The sequence below is a fragment of the Hymenobacter armeniacus genome (assembly GCF_014699055.1).
GTDB lineage: Bacteria > Bacteroidota > Bacteroidia > Cytophagales > Hymenobacteraceae > Hymenobacter > Hymenobacter armeniacus.
In genome coordinates this window covers 601,112-618,447 of the sequence record NZ_JACXAC010000004.1, presented here as the reverse complement: position 1 = coordinate 618,447, position 17,336 = coordinate 601,112, and the positions used below count along the sequence as shown (strand labels likewise).

The 17,336-nt window shown below is 64.8% G+C and carries 13 protein-coding genes; 6 read left to right on the top strand and 7 right to left on the bottom strand.

Features of this window, described 5'->3' with window-relative positions; all coding sequences use genetic code 11:
* Positions 1–105 precede the first annotated feature (105 nt).
* The gene (locus tag IC234_RS13910) at positions 106–636 is read left to right on the top strand and encodes a GNAT family N-acetyltransferase (RefSeq protein ID WP_223827675.1); all 531 of its coding nucleotides are present in this window, start codon (positions 106–108) and stop codon (positions 634–636) included.
* A 27-nt stretch (positions 637–663) separates the two neighbouring features.
* Here the strand turns inward: IC234_RS13910 and IC234_RS13905 are convergent, their stop codons facing one another.
* The 3 genes from IC234_RS13905 to IC234_RS13895 form a co-directional block, all read right to left on the bottom strand.
* Complete coding sequence (locus tag IC234_RS13905) at positions 664–2,796, bottom strand: IPT/TIG domain-containing protein (RefSeq protein WP_190925622.1); 2,133 nt, start codon at positions 2,794–2,796, stop codon at positions 664–666.
* 77 nt (positions 2,797–2,873) lie between these two features.
* Positions 2,874–3,851, bottom strand: coding sequence for a glycoside hydrolase family 43 protein (locus tag IC234_RS13900; protein WP_190925620.1), 978 nt, complete (start codon positions 3,849–3,851; stop codon positions 2,874–2,876).
* 38 nt (positions 3,852–3,889) lie between these two features.
* Positions 3,890–4,312: a hypothetical protein gene (locus IC234_RS13895; protein ID WP_190925618.1), complete on the bottom strand. Its 423-nt coding sequence runs from the start codon at positions 4,310–4,312 to the stop codon at positions 3,890–3,892.
* A 198-nt stretch (positions 4,313–4,510) separates the two neighbouring features.
* Between IC234_RS13895 and IC234_RS13890 the strand changes: the two genes are divergently transcribed.
* The 4 genes from IC234_RS13890 (at position 4,511) to IC234_RS13875 (ending at position 11,708) form a co-directional block, all read left to right on the top strand.
* Positions 4,511–5,314 carry a S1/P1 nuclease gene (locus IC234_RS13890; protein WP_190925615.1) on the top strand — a complete coding sequence of 268 codons (804 nt, stop codon included), beginning with the start codon at positions 4,511–4,513 and terminating at the stop codon, positions 5,312–5,314.
* Between the two features lie 264 nt (positions 5,315–5,578).
* Complete coding sequence (locus IC234_RS13885) at positions 5,579–8,338, top strand: T9SS type A sorting domain-containing protein (RefSeq protein ID WP_190925613.1); 2,760 nt, start codon at positions 5,579–5,581, stop codon at positions 8,336–8,338.
* Positions 8,339–8,381: 43 nt separating this feature from the next.
* Positions 8,382–11,207: a M36 family metallopeptidase gene (locus IC234_RS13880; protein ID WP_190925611.1), complete on the top strand. Its 2,826-nt coding sequence runs from the start codon at positions 8,382–8,384 to the stop codon at positions 11,205–11,207.
* Positions 11,208–11,384: 177 nt separating this feature from the next.
* Positions 11,385–11,708, top strand: coding sequence for a YetF domain-containing protein (locus tag IC234_RS13875; RefSeq protein WP_317173381.1), 324 nt, complete (start codon positions 11,385–11,387; stop codon positions 11,706–11,708).
* Between the two features lie 60 nt (positions 11,709–11,768).
* Here IC234_RS13875 and IC234_RS13870 read toward each other — a convergent pair whose 3' ends face one another.
* From IC234_RS13870 to IC234_RS13860, 3 genes are all read right to left on the bottom strand, one after another.
* Positions 11,769–12,239 (bottom strand): hypothetical protein, encoded by a 471-nt coding sequence (locus IC234_RS13870; protein WP_190925606.1) that lies wholly within the window; start codon positions 12,237–12,239, stop codon positions 11,769–11,771.
* A gap of 79 nt (positions 12,240–12,318) precedes the next feature.
* The gene (locus IC234_RS13865; RefSeq protein ID WP_190925604.1) at positions 12,319–13,512 is read right to left on the bottom strand and encodes an AAA family ATPase; all 1,194 of its coding nucleotides are present in this window, start codon (positions 13,510–13,512) and stop codon (positions 12,319–12,321) included.
* Positions 13,513–13,577: 65 nt separating this feature from the next.
* Complete coding sequence (locus IC234_RS13860; protein ID WP_190925602.1) at positions 13,578–15,074, bottom strand: amidase; 1,497 nt, start codon at positions 15,072–15,074, stop codon at positions 13,578–13,580.
* 143 nt (positions 15,075–15,217) lie between these two features.
* Here IC234_RS13860 and IC234_RS13855 point away from each other — a divergent pair, with 143 nt between their 5' ends.
* Positions 15,218–15,586, top strand: a complete 369-nt coding sequence (locus IC234_RS13855; protein ID WP_190925599.1) for a glyoxalase superfamily protein — start codon at positions 15,218–15,220, stop codon at positions 15,584–15,586.
* Here the strand turns inward: IC234_RS13855 and IC234_RS13850 are convergent.
* A complete protein-coding gene (locus tag IC234_RS13850; RefSeq protein WP_190925597.1) occupies positions 15,583–17,169 on the bottom strand; it encodes a pectate lyase in 1,587 nt (528 codons plus the stop codon). The genes IC234_RS13855 and IC234_RS13850 overlap by 4 nt on opposite strands.
* Positions 17,170–17,336: the final 167 nt, after the last annotated feature.

Genomic DNA, 17,336 nt, shown 5'->3' with positions numbered 1-17,336 from the left:
GCTTTTTGCTGCTGAGACAGTGAGCAATGAATGATGCCGCCTGCGGCGTTTTTCATTGCTCATTTTTTGTTCGCGGCTTTTTCTTACCCTTTCAATCTTCCTGCTTTGGCCACTGATAACTACACCATCCGTCGCGGCGTCGAAGCCGATTTGCCCCAGGTGCTGGGCCTGATTCACGAGCTGGCCCTGTACGAGCGCGCCCCGGAGGCCGTGACCAACACGCTCGCGGCCATGCAGCGCGACGGCTTCGGGCCGGCGCCCATCTTCGGGTTCTTCGTGCTCGAAAACGACGCGGCCGAAATCATCGGGCTGGCGTTGTTCTACACCGCCTACTCGACCTGGAAAGGCCGCATGCTGTACCTGGAAGACTTGGTGGTGACGGAATCGGCGCGGCGCGGCGGCCTAGGCCGATTGCTGTTCGACGCCGTGGTGGCCGAGGCCCGCGCCACCGGCGCCGTGCGCCTAAAGTGGCAAGTGCTGAACTGGAACGAGCCCGCCATCGGCTTCTACCAGAAGCTGGGCGCCACCATCGAGCAGGATTGGTACAACGGCAACCTCGACGAAAGCCAACTGGCCAGCTACGCCGTGGCACCCGCTGCGGCCGAAGCAGCACGGCCAGTGGGGCGCGGCTTCTAACACCAAGGGGCTGTGCCGGCGGCAGCGTCAGTAACGCACGAATTTGCTGGTGCCGGTTTTGCCTTGCGCGTCTTGCCAAAGCAGCACGTAGAGCCCCGGCGCCAGCCCCGTAATGGTGAGCGGCACCACGTTGAGGCCCGCCGACAGGCTGAGCACCGAGGTGCGCACGCGCCGGCCCACCCGGTCGAACACGCGGAACGTCACGACGCCATCGGCGGCAGCGGGGTATTGCACGCGCAGCTGGTCGCCGGTCACGGGGTTGGGAAAAACCGAAACGCTGGCGTTGGCGCCGTCGGTGCTGAGCAAAATGACAGGCGCGTTGTCGAGCGTGCCATCGGGCCGCTGCAGGCGCAGCCGGTAGTAGAGCAAGCCGCTGGGCACGCTGGCATCCACAAACTGGTAGGGGCCGCCGGGCGCGCGGTTGGCCACGGTGCCCAGCCGCTCCCAGGCGGTGGTGTCGCCGGAGGTGCTGCGCTCCACCACAAAGCCGCTGAGGAAGCATTCGTCGCGGGTGGCCCACGTCAGGGTGACGCCCGTGCCGGCGGCGTATTGGGCCGCAAAGCCGGTGAGCGGCGCGGGCAACAGCGCCGGCCCGCCACAGCCCAGGGGCCGGAAGCTGCGCACGCGCAACACCTGGCGCCCGCCGGCCACGTCGCTCGCCGGATTAAGGCTGCGCGACAGTTGCCCAAACGACACGGCGTAGTGCATGATGGCGCCGGGCAGGTTGAGGTGGTTGAGCTGGTGGGCGTGGCCCAGCTCGTGCACGGCCACTGACTCAAAGTCAATTTGGCGCAACGAGCCAATGGGCGGCGCCGGCCCAAACTGAAAGTTGGCGCCGTCGTCGAATTGCATGTCGATTTCCTTCACCCAAAACACCACCTCGCCGTTGGGCGCGTAGCAGCCGCGGTAGTAGCTGGAGGTGCGGCCCAGCACCGAGGTGGGCAGTTCGGCGCCGGCATCAAAGGCCACCACGTTCTGGCCGTCTTCGGCCACGCTGTTGGTGGTGGCGGGGGCGTCTACGTCCCAGTTCATGCCGGTCTGGCAGCGCCAAGTGGCCAGTGCCCGCTGCCAGGCGGCCGAGACCGCGGCGTTGGCCACAAAATTGGGCCCGAAACGGAAGCTGATGCCGCCGCGGGCGTTCAGAACCACGTGGTTGGGGCGCTGCAGCAGGGTGCCGTCGGTGCTTTCCACGTTGCTGAGGGCGTAGATGACGGTGAGCGTGCGCGTGCTTTCTACGCTCGACTGGTCGGCAGTGGTGACGCGGATGGTGCCGGAACCGGCCGGGTGGCCGTTGCTCACGGGCGAGCCCCCGTTGGCGGCCGAAGGCACTTTCACCTGAATGAGGGTATTGCTCCAGCTCACGTAGTCGGCGTCGCGGGCTTTCACGCGGGTGGCACCGCCGTCGTCGGCGTTGCGAAATTCCACGAAGCCTGTGCCGCGGCTGTTGCCGAAGCCATCGCCCACAATGCTGAGCACGGCCCCCGCCCCGGCCGGCAGGCTCAGGGGCGAGAAGCTGGCGATGGTGGCGGCGGTGGTGCGCCGAGCGGGGACTGACCGGGGCGCCGCAACTGGGCGGGCCTGCAGCACCAAGCGCTTCTGCCCGGTGTAGCGCGTCATTTCGGCGAAGAAAGCCGCGTCCAGCGCCGGATAGGCGCGGAAGGGCTCGGCCGCGGTTTGCTCCTCGGCATTGAAGGCGATGAAGCCTTGTTCGCTGCCGTAGGTCGTGAAGGCGCGGCCTGCCACGCCCAGGCCGGCCCACGGGGCCCGCTGCAAAAACAGAATGCCTTGTTGGCCGGGCGTCAGGCGCAGGGTATTGGTGAGCACCTGCTGGTCGAGCCCCAGGCGGCCGCCTTCGGTGATGAGGACCAGGCCGGCGGTGTCGGCCGCCTGGCCTTTAAGCAGCGAAAACACCCGCAGCCGGTGGCGCGTGAACAGCCGCGTGTGCGGCGCATCCCAGAAGCTTTGGGCGTCGAGCACCTGCGCCTCCACCACCAACTCCGACTGCCGGGCGCGCTGCTCCGGCGCCAGGGGCAGCATGAGGCAGTGCAGGTCCGGGGCGGGCGCCTGGGCGCGAGCCGCACCCACGCCCAGCCACTCCAGACTCAGCACCAGGGCCAGGCACAGGCCGGCCCCACGAAAAAACGGTAACGAAACCAGCATAAGCGAAGAATTATCGAGCAGCCCAAGATACGAGAAAGCGGCCGCCAGCGACTTGGCCCCGCCCGGAACAAGGCCAACTATTGCCCCACGGGCGGCGGCTGCGGCTGCCACGAGGGCGAACCGCCGGCCACCACGGGCCAGCCATCGGCATAGGTGAGGCGGTCGAGGAGCAGCACGCGGCGCGAGTACCCCTCCGAGTCGTCGATGGCGTCGAAGGTGGGCTGGCGCGGGTCGATGGCGTGGTAGGCCAGCCAGTCGTGGCCGGCGGCGTCGGTCACCACGCAGTTGTGGCCGGGGGCGTGCCAGTGGGCATTGGCGGCCAGCAAGGCGGTGAGGGGGTCGGCGCTGGCTTCGGCGTAGGTTTCGAACGGGCCGGTGGCGTGGCGGGCGCGGGCCACCAGCACGGCGTAGTGGGCATTGGCCCCACAGCAGTTGTCGCCCGAGAAGAAGAGGTAGTACCAGCCGTCGCGGTAGTGCACCCAGGCCGCTTCCACCAGGCGGTGGTAGTCGGCGGGGTCGTCGCTCGCGCTGGGGTACACCACGGCGCGGGCCTCGCTGCCGGGCAGGAAGCTGAGCCGGTCCTCGGCCAGCTCGCGCACCCAGATGGGGCCGAACCCCGAGCCCCAGTACAGCAGCCGCTGACCGGTGGCGGGGTCGTCGAAGGCCATGGGGTCGATGCAGGTGAAGCCGGGGCCGGGCAGAAAGGGCTGGCCGCTGTCGCGAAACGGGCCGGCGGGGCGGTCGGCCACGGCCACGGCCAGGCTGAGGTAGTCGGCGCCGTCGGGCCGGGCCGAGTAGTAGAGGTAGAAGCGGCCGCCGTGCTCGCTCACGTGGGGCGCCCAGATTTTCTGGCTGTGCCGGGCCCACACGGGTTTTTCGGGCAGGCCTTCGCCGAGGTAGTCCCAGTTCACCAAATCCGACGACCGCGCCACCTGCAGATTGATGATGACGCCAGCCCGCTTGGTTTGGGTGCCGTAGGCGTAGTACCAGCCATCGGCGGCGCGAATGATGGTGGGGTCGGGAAAATTGTCGTCAAGGACGGGGTTGGTGTACATAGGCCGGGCGAGGAGAACACGGGACCGCGCCCCCTTATTTAGCTGCCGAGGGGACAGGGCTGCACAGGGGGCCGCTGCTGCAGCCATACGTAGGCCGAGGCCACGTCGTCGAACGTGGCCACGTGCGGGCGGGCAATGACGCGCACCGCGGCTTCGGTTCCCTCGCGAGAAATCAGGTGGCGCGGCAGCACCCAGGCCAGGTGCTGCAGGCCCGCCTCCCGCATTTGCTCCAGCCACCACATGCTCCACTCACGCAGCTGCATGGTGGTGCGAATGATGTTGGAGTTGTCGTTGAGGATTTTGGAGCAGGGCCAGGCCCGCAGGCTTTCGAGCATGAGCAGGCAGCAGGCCTGCGAAGTGTCGGGGTCGTGCTCGCCCTTCCAGTCCACATACAGCCATTCGTTGTCCGCGTCGTAGCCGATGGCGAGCTGCGGCAAGTCGACGATGGATTGCAGTTGCATGGGGCGGGAGAAAGCGCGACAAATTGAGGGCATCAAATTTACTGCTGAACAGGATTTGGGTTGCGGCCAGGCACGGGCTTGGCGGGTGCCGCCGCGGAAACGCGCCCACGGCGCCAGCGGGACACTAGCTTTGCAGGCTATTTGCTGCCGTCGGCATTTTTCACTGGCTTGTTTCACTTATTCCCTCCCCTTTTTCTCATGTTCAAAAAATGTGTTGTGCTACTGGCCTTGTGCTGTGCTCCTTTTAGCCTGTTGGCCTGGGGCGCAATGGGCCACCGGGCCGTGGCGCGCATTGCCGAAAACCACTTATCAACCACAGCCAAGCGCGAAATTGCCCGCATTCTGGGCCGCGAAACCATGCCCTTGGTGAGCACCTGGGCCGATGAGCTGCGCAACGACCCGCAGTTCAAGGACACGGCCCCGTGGCACTACGTGAACGTGCCCACCGGCCTCGACTACGCCGCTTTCACTGCCCAGCTCAAGGGCACGGTGGCCCCGGCGCCGGCTCTGCCCACCAACGCCTACGCCGCCCTGCTGCAGATGCGTCAGGACCTGAAAGACCCCAAAAAGACGACCGAGGAAAAGCGCATTGCCCTCAAGTTTCTCATTCACTTGGTGGGCGACGTGCACCAGCCCCTGCACCTGGGCCACCTCGAAGACAAGGGCGGCAACGGCATTCCGGTGAGCTGGCGCGGGCGCGACACCAACCTGCACAGCATCTGGGACGGCGACTTGGTGGAATACCCCGGCTTCACGTTCACGGAAATGGCCTCGGCTTACGACCATGCTACCTCCGCCCAGGTGAAGCAGTGGCAGCAAGACGACCCCACAGCCTGGCTGTTTGAGTCGTACCAGCTGTGTACACCAGTGTACGCCGCGGCCATCACCAACCCCAAGTTCGACTGGCACTTCTACCCCACTTTCGGGCCCACCGTCGAAGACCAGATTCTGAAAGCCGGCATCCGGCTGGCGGGCATGCTCAACGAGGTGTTCGGCAAATAGGCCGCGTCCGGTTTCACCGGGCCAAAAAGCCCCGTCTGCTCCTGCAGGCGGGGCTTTTTCATGCCCGGGCTCAGCCGGCAAAGAGCCAGCAACCTAAATAATGCCCGATTTCTATTTTTTCAATAATCGAGGCAATTGCTCGTGCAATATTTAGTGATTGTGAATTTTTAATGAAAATACTGCCGTCTTAGCAGCGTATTTTTAAGGCAGTTTCCAAATGCAGGAAGCCGGGCCTGGCCCAATTCATTCATCTCTTTCTTTTTCATGACCAATTCCTACCCCCACTCCACCTGGGTTCGTGGCGTACAGAAAGCCGGGCTGGTAGCGTTGCTGGCCGGCGGCACCGCGCTGGCTGCCCAGGCGCAGGCTCTCAACTACACCGCGACCACGGCGGCCAACGTGGCCGGCACCTACGCCGATGTCAGCGCCGTGGCCGGCAGCGCGGCCATTGCCACGGCCAACACCGACGACGCCAACTCGGCCGCGACGCCCATCGGCTTTACGTTCACGTTCAACGGCACGGCCTTCACCGAATTCGTGCTAAACACCAACGGCCTGCTGCGGCTGGGCAGCGCCGCGCCGTCGTCGGCCGCCGCGTTTCCAACCTATGCCCAAACGCCGGAGCTGGGCCCCATCTCGGGCACCAACGCGGCCGACGTGAACCTGATTGCGCCGTTCAACCTCGACCTGTTTGCTGGCACGGCAGGCGGCACCGAATACCGCGTGGCCACCACCGGCACGGCGCCCAACCGGGTGTGCACCATTCAGTGGAAAAACGTGGCCGACAAGCCGCAGGCCACCTCCGGCAGCATTGCCACGGTGATTACCACGCAATACGCCAACTTCTCCTTCCAAGTAAAGCTCTACGAAACCACCAACACGGTGGAGTTTGTGTACGGCGCGGCCACGGCCGGCACGGGCACCGACAATCCCAAATACGCCGCGGTGGGGCTGAAGGGCGCCACGCCCACGGCCTCGCTGGTGGCCACGAAGGGCTCCACTGGGCTGTGGTCGACGGCGGTGTTTGCCCCGGGCCCCTACCTGGACCGCCTCACCGGCAACGGCCACAACATTCGCCAGACCGCGCTGCCCGACGCCGGCCGCACCTACCGCTTTGCCCCCACGCCCAACAGCGACGCCGGGGTAGCGGCCATTTATACGCTGGGCAAGATTGCCAGCCCCGGGGCCTTGCCCCACGCCGTGCGCGCCGTGATTACCAACTCCGGCCTCACGGCCCAAACCAACCTGGACGTGGCTCTGAACGTGACGGGCGCCAACACCTTCACCGACACCAAGCGCATTGCCTCGCTGGCGGTGGGGGCGTCGGCCACGGTCACGTTTGCCGCCTACCCCGCCACCCTCGTGCCCGGCACCAACGCCGTGACCGTGACGCTGCCGGCCGACGGCAACACCGCCAACAACTCGGCCACGTACGGCCAGCTGGTGACCACCAACCGCATTTCCTATACCGACCCGGCCCAGCCGCTCACGCTGGGCGTGGGCGCGGGCAACGCCATTTTCGCGTCGAAATACACGCTGCCGGCGGCCACGGTGCTGAGCGACGTGGTGGTGACGTTCAATCCCACCACCGGCACGGCCGTGAACACGGCCCCCTACCAGGTGGTGATTTACGACGCCACGGCGGCGGGCGGGCTGCCCGGGCAGGTGCTCTACACCTCGGCCACGCAGAACCGGACGTCGGCGGGCGGCGCCGTGACCATCCCTGTGCCGAATGTGGCGGTGCCGGCTTCTTTCTTCATCGGGGTGAAGGAAACCAGCGCCACCAACATGGCCATTGCCTACCAGGTGGAAAATCCCATCCGCCCGGCCACCTTCTACTTCACCACCGACGGCGCGGTGTGGAACGACTTTGCCACGGCCACGCCCAAGGCCCGGTTTGCCATTGAGTTTGGCACCACGGTGCCCAACTGCGCGGCGCCCACGGCGGTAGCGGTGAGCAACATCGGCGCCACGGGGGCCACGGTTACGTTTACGCCCCCGGCCACGGGCGCAGCCAGCTATGAGCTGGTGTACGGCCCCACGGGCTTCAACCCCGTTGCCGGGGGCACCTCGCTGCCCGTCACGGCCTCGCCCGTTGCGCTCACCAATATGAACCCGGCCACGGTGTACCAGGTGTACGTGCGCAGCGTCTGCTCGGCGGGCGGCACCAGCAGCTTTGCGCCGGTGGTGAGCTTTGCCACGCTCTGCAACCCCAACCCGGCGGTATCGGCCTTCCCCTACGCCCAGAACTTCGACACGGTGCTGCCCGGCCAGACGCTGCCCTGCGGCATCACGGTGCTCAACGCCAACAACGACGCGACCACCTGGGCCGTGTCGAACGTGAACCCCAACTCCGGCACCAACAGCATGCGCTACCGCGGCCTGGTGCTGAACAACGTGGCGGCCGACGACTGGTTTTTCACGCCGCCGCTCACGCTGCTGGGCACTTCGCGCTACCAGGTGGCCTTCCGCTACCGCGGCGAGGGCATTGCCAACAGTCCCTCCGACTACACCGAAAGCCTGGAAGTGAAATCGGGCACGGCGCCCACCGTAGCGGCTCAAACCAACCTGCTGTTCAGCAACGCGGCCATCACCAACACCAACTACGCGCTGGCCAACGGCACTTCCACGCCGGTGGTGGCCCTGCTGCCGCTGGGCGCGGGCACGCAGTACGTGGGCTTCCACGTGAACAGCACGGCCAACCAAGGCAACCTGTACATCGACGACATTGCGGTGACGGCCACGGCCATCAGCGCCAGCTCGGAAGCGCTGCTGCGCGCCGTGAGCGTGTTTCCCAACCCCTCGGCCACGGGCCTGTTCGACCTCGAAATTCACGGTGCCAACGCCGGCGCCGGCCTCGGCGTGCAGGTGACCAATACGCTGGGCCAGCGCGTGTACACGGGTTCGGCCCGCGACAACTACACCAACAAGCTCGACCTGAGCGGCCTCGCGCCCGGCATCTACTACCTGCAGGTGCGCAACGGCGACGAGCACCTGACCAGCCAGCTGAGCATTGTTAAATAATTCTGGTTTTCAAGCCTTTCTTTTTTCTCATCCCACTACTCTAATGACCGCAATTCCTACTAATTCGGGCTACCGTGCCCTGGCGCTGGCCATTGCCCTGGCCGTGCCGGGGCTGGCCCTGGCGCAGGAGGCCACGCCGCTGGCGCAGGCCCTGGCTTCGTTCTCGGCCAAAGCCCAGGCGCAGCCCAAGAGCCACCTCACGGCGGCCGACGTGGCCAGCCCCACCGTGACCAGCTCCTACTTCGATGCCGGCACGGGCCTCACCCACACCTACCTGCAGCAGCGGGTGAACGGCCTGACGGTGTTCAACGCCAACGGGGCCGTGCACACCGACCGCAGCGGCAAGGTGGTGTTCTTCAACCACGAATTTCTGGCCGACGCCGCGGCCGCGGCCCCTTCGGCTACGCCGGGCCTCTCGGCCGAGCAGGCCGTGGCCGCCGCCGCCAAGGCGCTGGAGCTGCCCCGCCCGGTGGGCCTGGCCCGCGTGGTGGAAGGCCGCGCCGCCGACGGCATTGTGTTCAACAAGGCCGGCATCTCGGAAGAAAACATTCCGGTGCGGCTGATGTACCTGCGCGAAGGCGACAAGCTGGTGCTGGTGTGGAACGTGACCATTGCCCAGCTCGACCAGCAGCACCACTGGAACGCCCGCGTAGACGCCCACACCGGCCGCCTGCTCGACCGCAACGACTACGTGGTGAGCGAGCTGGCCACCTTCCGCCAGCACGTGGCCGCGGCGCAGAAGCGCCGCGCGTTTGTGCCCACCGCCCAGGCCACGGCCCCCGCCACGGCGCAGGCCGCGAAAGGCGCTAAAGGCACCACCGGCGCGGCCAATAGCCTGACCGTGATTCCGGTGCCGTTTGAGAGCCCCGACCTGTCGCCCCGCGTGGTGGTGCCCTTCAGCGCCGCCAACCCGCTGTATTCGCCCTACGGCTGGCAGGTGGGCGACAGCCGCGCCCCGAGCGGGTTTTTCGCCGATACCTATTCCTTTCTCTCGACCGGCAAGCAGCTGACGCGCGGCAACAACGTGGCCGCCTACGACGACAACGTGACCCTGACGTCGGGCAACGGCAACGTGTCGTCGACCACCAACTCCCCCGACGGCGGGCCTACCCGCGACTTCGACTTCCCCTTCAACCCGGCCCTGGGGCCGCGCGACCCCGGCAACTTGGCCGCCGGCATCACGAACCTGTTCTACTGGAACAACATGCTCCACGACGTGATGATGAGCAAGGGGTTCAACGAAGTGTCGGGCAACTTTCAATACAAAAACATCACCGGCCAGGGCCTCGGCAACGACTTCGTGCGGGCCGAGTCGCAGGACGGCAGCGGCCGCAACAACGCCAACTTCTCGACGCCCGTGGACGGCAGCCCCGGCCGCATGCAGATGTACCTGTTTGACAACACCGGCGCCAACACCCTCACGGTGACGGGCGCGGCCAGCGCCAACGGCGGCTACCGCTTTGCCACGGTGGCATTTGGCCCGCGCCTCACCAAAAAGCCCGTGGCGGGCCGGCTGGTGCTGGTGAACGACGGCGTTTCGGCCGACAACGGCGCCCACGGCTGCGCGTCGCCCTTTGTGAACGCGGCGGCCGTGGCCGGCAACGTGGCCTTCATTCAGCGCGGCGGCTGCCCGCAGCTCACCACGCTCAACCCGCGCGCTAACAACACCTTTGCGCCCAAAGTGAAGCGGGCGCAGGACAACGGCGCCACCGCCGTCATCGTGTTCGACTCGCTGGGCACGACCACCAACCTGGTCAATTTCGGCGGCACCGACACGGTGGGCATTCGCATTCCGGCCATCTTCATCAGCGGGGCCGACGGCTTCCGGCTGCGCGCGGCCCTGCAGGCCGGCAACGTGCTCAACGTGAACGCCACGCTGGGCCCGGATTTCGACGGCTCGTTCGACAACGGCGTGGTGTCGCACGAGTTCGGCCACGGCATCAGCAACCGCCTCACCGGCGGCCCGGCCAACTCCAGCTGCCTCAACTCGGCCACCGGCAACCAAACCATGGGCGAAGGCTGGAGCGACTTTTTCGCGCTCTGGATGACCACCCGCCCCGGCGACATCGGCTCGACCAACCGCTACATGGCCACCTACGACAACGGCAACCCCTACGCCGTGGGCCCCGGTTTCCGCGCCAAGCCCTACACCACCAATTTTTCGGCCAACAACTACACCTACGGCCAACTGGGCACGGGCACGGGCAAGTACCAGGAAACGCACGACGTGGGCGAAGTGTGGGCCACCGTGCTGTGGGATTTGAACTGGCAGTTCATCTACCGCTACGGCTACGAGACTGATTTCCTGAGCACCAACGGCGGCAACAACAAGGCCCTGAAGCTGGTGCTGGATGGCTGCAAGCTGCAGGTGTGCAACCCCGGCTTCCTCGACGGCCGCGACGCCCTGCTGCGCGCCGACTCCCTGACCAACCGCGCCGCCAATGCTGACCTCATCTGGAACGTGTTTGCGCGCCGCGGCATGGGCTACGACGCCCGGCAGGGCGACCGGGTGAACGGCCAACCCAAGGTGACGGGCGTTGTGCAGGGCTTCAACCTCCCCCCCGGCGTGCGCGCCCTGGCCCTGGCCAGCAAGAACGGCGCCGTGGTCAGCTCGGCCCTGGAAGCTTATCCCAACCCGGCCCAGAACCAGCTCACGGTGCGCGCGCAGCTTGCCAGCACCGCCCCCGTGCAGGTCACCCTGCTCGACCTGCTCGGCAAGACCGTGCTGCGCACCGTATCGGTGCCAGCCGCCCAACTGCAGCAAAACGGCGTGGAGCTGAACACCGGCACCCTGGCCACGGGCATCTACGTGGTGCGCGTGACCACCACCGAAGGCACCTTCAGCACCAAGGTGAGCGTGCAGCGGTAAGCCCAAGCACAGAGACCTGAAAAGGGCCCGGCCACATGGCCGGGCCCTTTTTTTATTCGCACGGGGCAAGCTGCGCCGTAGCAACATCTGCGCAACAGTAGCCGTCCTAGAGGAAATTCTGGCGCCGCCAGTCGCCTCTCTTCCATGGTTCCTTCGCTGCATGAAATGCCTGCCCACGTGCCCCACTCCCGTGGCCGCGTGCACGTGGTGGCGGCGTCGCCGTTTGGGGGCATGCTGCTGGCCGGGCTGGTGCTGGTGGGCCTGCACCGGCTGCTGGCCTGGGCCTCCTTCCACAGCGAGGCCGTGAGCCGCCTGGTGAAGGGCGATGCCGTGCTGCTGGCCGAGCACGGCCAGCCCCGCAGCGAGGCCCTCGCCCAGCACAACCTCACCCACAACGACCTGTTGGAAGGCATCCGCGACAGCGCCAACGTGGCCTCATTGGCCGAAACCGAAGCCGTGTGCCTGGAGCGCAACGGCAGCATCAGCGTGGTGAAGAAGTAGAGACGCGTATTCGCGTCTCGGCGTCCGCATAGTCCAAGTTCATCATTTAGTGACACTTTTCTAAAGATATCGGGGTGGAGCAATGTCCATGATGCTCGCCACGAATTCCGCTAGTTCACGATACATGGGTGGGCGTGCTTGCTGAATACGCCAGAGAAGCTCCCGCATCTTGGGGTTCTTTGTCACACCATTTTGCTTGCTAAAATCTTTGAACGATTCAAGCTCCGTCGGGACGCCCATCTCATCCAAGGGCAACTGGGCCTGCCGGGCAGCTTTTAGCAGCCACAGGTCGCAGGCCGGATTGAGCACAATTATGTACTGGTCAGTACGCTCAGGATGCTGGTAGATACAGTGCGTATCCGTTGGACCCTTACCACCGCCAACCACCAGCGTGAACTGTGCCAAATAGGGCTGCTCGTGAAATTTCTTGTCCCGGTCAACTATACCCACTAGCCGACGGCCTTGGCGTTGCCCTTTTTTGTCTTCAAGAATGTTACCCACATTGCCAATGCCTTGGGCGTGGCTAACCATAAGGTGATTGTTGGGCGTTACTAGTAGAGAGTGTATCAACGCCGTATCAGCCCAACACTCGGGTACGAACAGCGCGTGCTCAGTCATTGTAGGCACTGGGGATGAATCGGTCCATATTGTAAAACACATCCAAACCATCGGCCCGGATGGCACGCACATCTTCGTCGCTGAGCTGTTTCACCTTGGTTTGGTAGTCCTCATAATAGGCTACAAAAATGGCCAGTTCTGACGCCTGCTCTTCGTCAGGCAGCATCTGTTCCAAGATTTCGGTGATGAGGTATGGACTGTGCGTGGCCACGAAAAACTGGTTACTGCGGCTCTCCACCATGCGCCGCCCCAGCATCGATACATACAACGGATAGGAATGCGCCTCTGGCTCTTCCAGCAAAATCACCGCGTCGTTGTTACTCTCAATGGCAGCTAGGTAAAAAATGATGCGCTGGAGGGTGTCGGCAATGCTAGAATAAGGGTAATTATAAATAAGGTCGTCAACCTGTTTTTGAATTTCAAATTTCCGCTCAGCTACTCGTAACACAAGACTAAGTCCATAAGGCTTAAATAGTGCCGCTATTTCCTTTCGCAATTCAGGATTACGCTGAATAACATTTGACAAATTTCTTCCAAGAGGTGGTTCTAAGAAACCCCCAGCTACAGAATTATGGTTCTGTTTGGGATGGTATTTGTAGGTCCTAGGGAGTTCATCTGATGGAGCATAAGAAGTTCCAAGTTGAGAACTGCCACCGTCCTCCTGAATTCGGTAACTGGAAAAATAGGCTTTTTTTTGAGTGTAATTTCTATATACAGCGTCTATTGCTTCTTTTATATCTGCCTCCTGACTCTCTTTCATTCGCAGCAAGTCCTTTAATTCGGCATTTTCAACATTATATCCATAACCATACCGCAGGTTAGAAGACTGAATAATTTGTTTATAAGAGCTTATGATTTGATTGGATGTAGATATAAAATGATATGATGTCCCATCTACACTCTGCGTCTGAAGTATTGCCAGTCCATTGGATGAGTTTACTAAAATTGGCTGGCTTGTATCATTATCGTAAAACAGATTTGATGTTGTCTCATAACGCACAGTTGTATCCATGAACTTCGCACCGCGCTCATAAAGCCCTGCCCCCAGCAAGCTCATGGCCTCCAGAATATTCGATTTGCCCACGTTCGGCTGGCCAATGATTAGGTTTACGCGCCGGGGCTGCATTGCCACGTCTTTTATCGACTTGAAGTTCTGAATGCGCAAAGTGTTGATGGCGTTTTTCATAGCAACCAAAGGTAATCCACCGCCTGCTTTAACTGGAATGTCAGCCGCAACTAAGCGGTTGAAGATTAATCACACAGCGGCGGCCGCTTGTCAAACCACGGCCGGGCCTGCTCCAGCTGCCCGGCCAGTCGAAACAGCACGTCTTCGGCACCCAATGGGGCAATGAACTGCACGCCGCAGGGCAGGCCATCGGCCGTCCAGTGCAGGGGCACCGACATGGCGGGCTGGCCCGTGAGGTTGGCCACTTGGGTGTAGGGCGTTTTTTCGAGGCTTTGTTCGGCCAGCTTTTCCACCAGGCCCGAGCGGCGGATAAGGCCGCCCAGCCCGAAGGTGTTCACCAGCTTCAGGAGTTTTTGCTCGGTGGGTTTGGGCTGCAGCTCGCCGATGCGGACGGGCGGCGTGGCCAGCGTGGGCGTCAGCAGCAGGTCGTAGGTCTGATGGAAGCGGCCCATGCGGCGGGCGCTGTCGTTCCAGGTATGGCGGGCGGCAGCAAAATCGGCGGCGGAGTAGGTGCGGCCCAGCAAGCCCAGCAGCCAGGTGGTAGGCTCCACGTCGGCGGGCCGGGCGGGGCGGCCCAGGTGCTTGGCCAGGGCCGCAATGCTGGCTCCGGTTTCGCCGAAATACAGCATCAGAAACGCCGACGCCACGGCCCGGCCGTCGAAGGGCAGCGGCACTTCGGCCACCTCGTGGCCCAGGCTTTCGAGCAGGTGGGCGGCTTCGCGCACCGCCGTGGCGCACTCCGGGTGCACAGCGCGGCCCAGCGGGTGGCCCAGGCTGAAGGCGATGCGCAGGCGGCCAGGCTCGCGGCGCAGCTCTTCCAGATAAGGTCGGGCGGGCGCGGGCAGGAAGTACGGGGCGCCGGCATCGGGCCCCTGCGTGGCGTCGAGCAGGGCCGCGCTGTCGCGCACCGAGCGGCTGAGCACGTGCTCCACGGCGGCGCCCTGCCACTTTTCGCCTTGCTCGGGCCCGGTGGGCACGCGGCCCCGGCTGGGTTTCAGCCCAAACAGCCCGCAGCACGCCGCCGGAATCCGAATAGACCCGCCGCCATCGCCGGCGCCGGCCACCGGCACCACACCCGCCGCCACTGCCGCCGCCGCCCCGCCGCTGCTGCCGCCGGGCGTGTGCCCCAGGTGCCAGGGGTTGCGGGCGGGGCCGTAGAGCTGGGGCTCGGTCACGCCCATGAGGGCAAACTCGGGCGTGTTAGTTTTGCCCAGAATGTTGAGGCCGGCCGCCTGCCAGCGGCGCACCAGCTCGGCGTCTTCGGTGGGCGTGAAGCCGCGCAGGGCCCGGCTGCCCGAGGTGTGCGGCGCCCCGGCGTACTGCGCCCCAAAATCCTTCAGCAGAAACGGCACGCCGCCAAACGGCCCGGCCGGCAGCCCGGCCCCGGCCCGCTGCCGCGCGGGCTCGTAGAGCGGATGCACCACGGCGTTGAGGCGCGGATTCACGGCTTCGGCGCGGGCAATGGCGGCGGCGCACAGCTCGGCGGCCGTGAGCTGGCCGCTGCGCACCAGCGCGGCCATGGCCAGGCCGTCGAGGCGGTCGTATTCGGCAGAAGATATCATGCGCTAAATGTAGCCGCGCGCCGGCCATACCGAGCCGCCCCCTTGGCCCCAAAACAGTTACAGCAAAATAGGGTTTAACTCATAATAGGTTATATTTCGTTTTCATACTCAACTCGCTTCCTCCGCTTCCTTCCCTCTGCGGCATGCTCACGCCCGTTTTTCGGATTTTGGACTACGCCGCGGCCCTCGAATTTTATGTCGGATGGTTGGGCTTCCGCGTCGACTGGGAGCACCAGCAGGTGAAGCCCTACGACTACGCGCAGGTATCGCGCGGCGACGTGGTCATTCACCTCAGCACCAACCCCGACGACAGCTGCCCCGGCGCCCGGGTGCGGGCCCTCACCTGGGGCCTGCTGGCCTACCACAACCAGCTGCTCGACAGAAACAAGGCGTACACGCCGCCCACGCTGCAACCCGCCGCCTGGAGCGAGCGAGTGATGGAAATGGAAGTACTCGACCCCTTCGGCAACCGCATCGTGTTCTGCGAAGCCCCCGGCCTGCGCGCTATCTAGCGCTTAGCTCCGCCGGGCTGCTTCGCCTTCGGGGCGGGTTTTACCGGTTTGCGCGCGGCGGGTTTGGGCAGCGCCGGCTTGGCAGCGGGCGCGGGCGCGGCCATGGCCAGCGCGAGGCTGTTGAGGTAGTTTTCCAGTTGGGGGTAGCCGTTGGGCGCGCGCTGGGCACGGTCGGCGGGGTTGTTGGGGTTGAGGCCGTGGGCTTTTTCCCAGGCGTCGGGCATGCCGTCGTGGTCGGTGTCGGCGGGCGCGGGGGCGGTTTTCAGCACGGGCCAGGCGCGCTGGCTCACGCTGTAGGGCGTGCCGTGCGGGTAGTGCCCCTGCACGTCGATGACGGTGCCGGTGCGGGTGCGCACCTCGCGCACAATGCGCTGGTCGAGGGTGTCGCGGGTGGGCCGAATGGCGCCGGCGCCGCGCAGCACGGCCTCGTAGGCCGCACCGGCCGACTGCACGGCGACCTTGCCGCCCACCACAAACGGCGTTTCGACTTTGGCCTGCACGGTGTCGGCGGCGGTGCCGCCGTTCATCACCACGCCGCGCCAGTTGTGGGCGGTCACGGCTGGGGCGCCGTCCACGTAGTTGCCGGCCAGGTAAAACTTGCCGTAGGGCAGGCGGCCCTTTTCCTTGTCAATCTTGTAGGGATTCAGCAGTTGGGCCTGGGTGCGGGGGCTGGTGTTCGGGCCGGGCTTGTAGTAATTGCCCACGATGTTGTAGTTGCCGCCCTCGCCGGCGTACACGTTGTTTTCGCCCCAGTTGTAGATGACGTTGTTGCTGAAATCGCAGTTCTCGAAGCCCGCCGGGTGGGTGTAGCGGCTGCCGTTGAAGCGCGGCGTCCGGTTTTTGCAATGGGCAAACAAGTTGTGGTGAAACGACGAATGCTGCCCGCCCCAGATGCCCCCGAAGCCGTGGCGCTCGAAGTCGGTGTCGCCCTTTTCGTAGTGGTAGGAGTAGTTCAGCGGCTCGGCAATGAGGTTCCACTGCAGGGTGGTGCTGTCGCCTTCGTACACGCTCAGGGCCTCGTCGGTGCTCCAGCTCATTGAACAATGGTCCACCATCAGGCGGCTGTTGCGGGTGCCGCCGAAGGCGTCGTCGCCCCCCGCGCCGTCCTTGAAGCCCTGGTTCTGGTTTTTGTCGCCCATCCGAAACCGCAGAAAGCGCACGATGACGTTGTTGGCCTTCACCGACACGGGGTAGTCGGCCAGGCAAATGCCGTCGCCGGGCGCGGTTTGGCCGGCCAGCGTGGTGTTGGGCTTGCTGATGGTGAGCGGCGAAACCAAGTGAATGGTGCCCGACACCCGAAACACGATGGTGCGCGCCGGGGCCTTGGCCGTGCTCAGCTGCACGGCGTAGCGCAGGCTGCCGGGTTGGCCGTCGTCCAAAAGATTCGTAACTTCCAGCACAGTGGTGGGCACGGCAGCCGTGCCTCGCCCGCCGGTGGTGAAGCGGCCCGCCCCTTCGGCTCCCGGAAAGGCCACCAAACCTTGGGCCCGCCCGGGGCCGGCCGCCAGCAGGGCGCCGCTCAGCAGAAATACCGCCGGCCGCGACGGCCGGCGAGCAAAAAACAAGTTGACTACATTCAGCATGGCTTCCCGATGAATCAGCAACTTAATACCGTCGTGGTGAACGCGCCGTGAACCCGGCCTGTTGCGGCCGCATACACCTGCGCCGCGGGCCCGGGCCGGTTTCGGTGTGCCCGGGGGCAACCCCAGCGTAGTGTGTTGCGTGTTAGAGCCATGCATTGGCCTTGCTC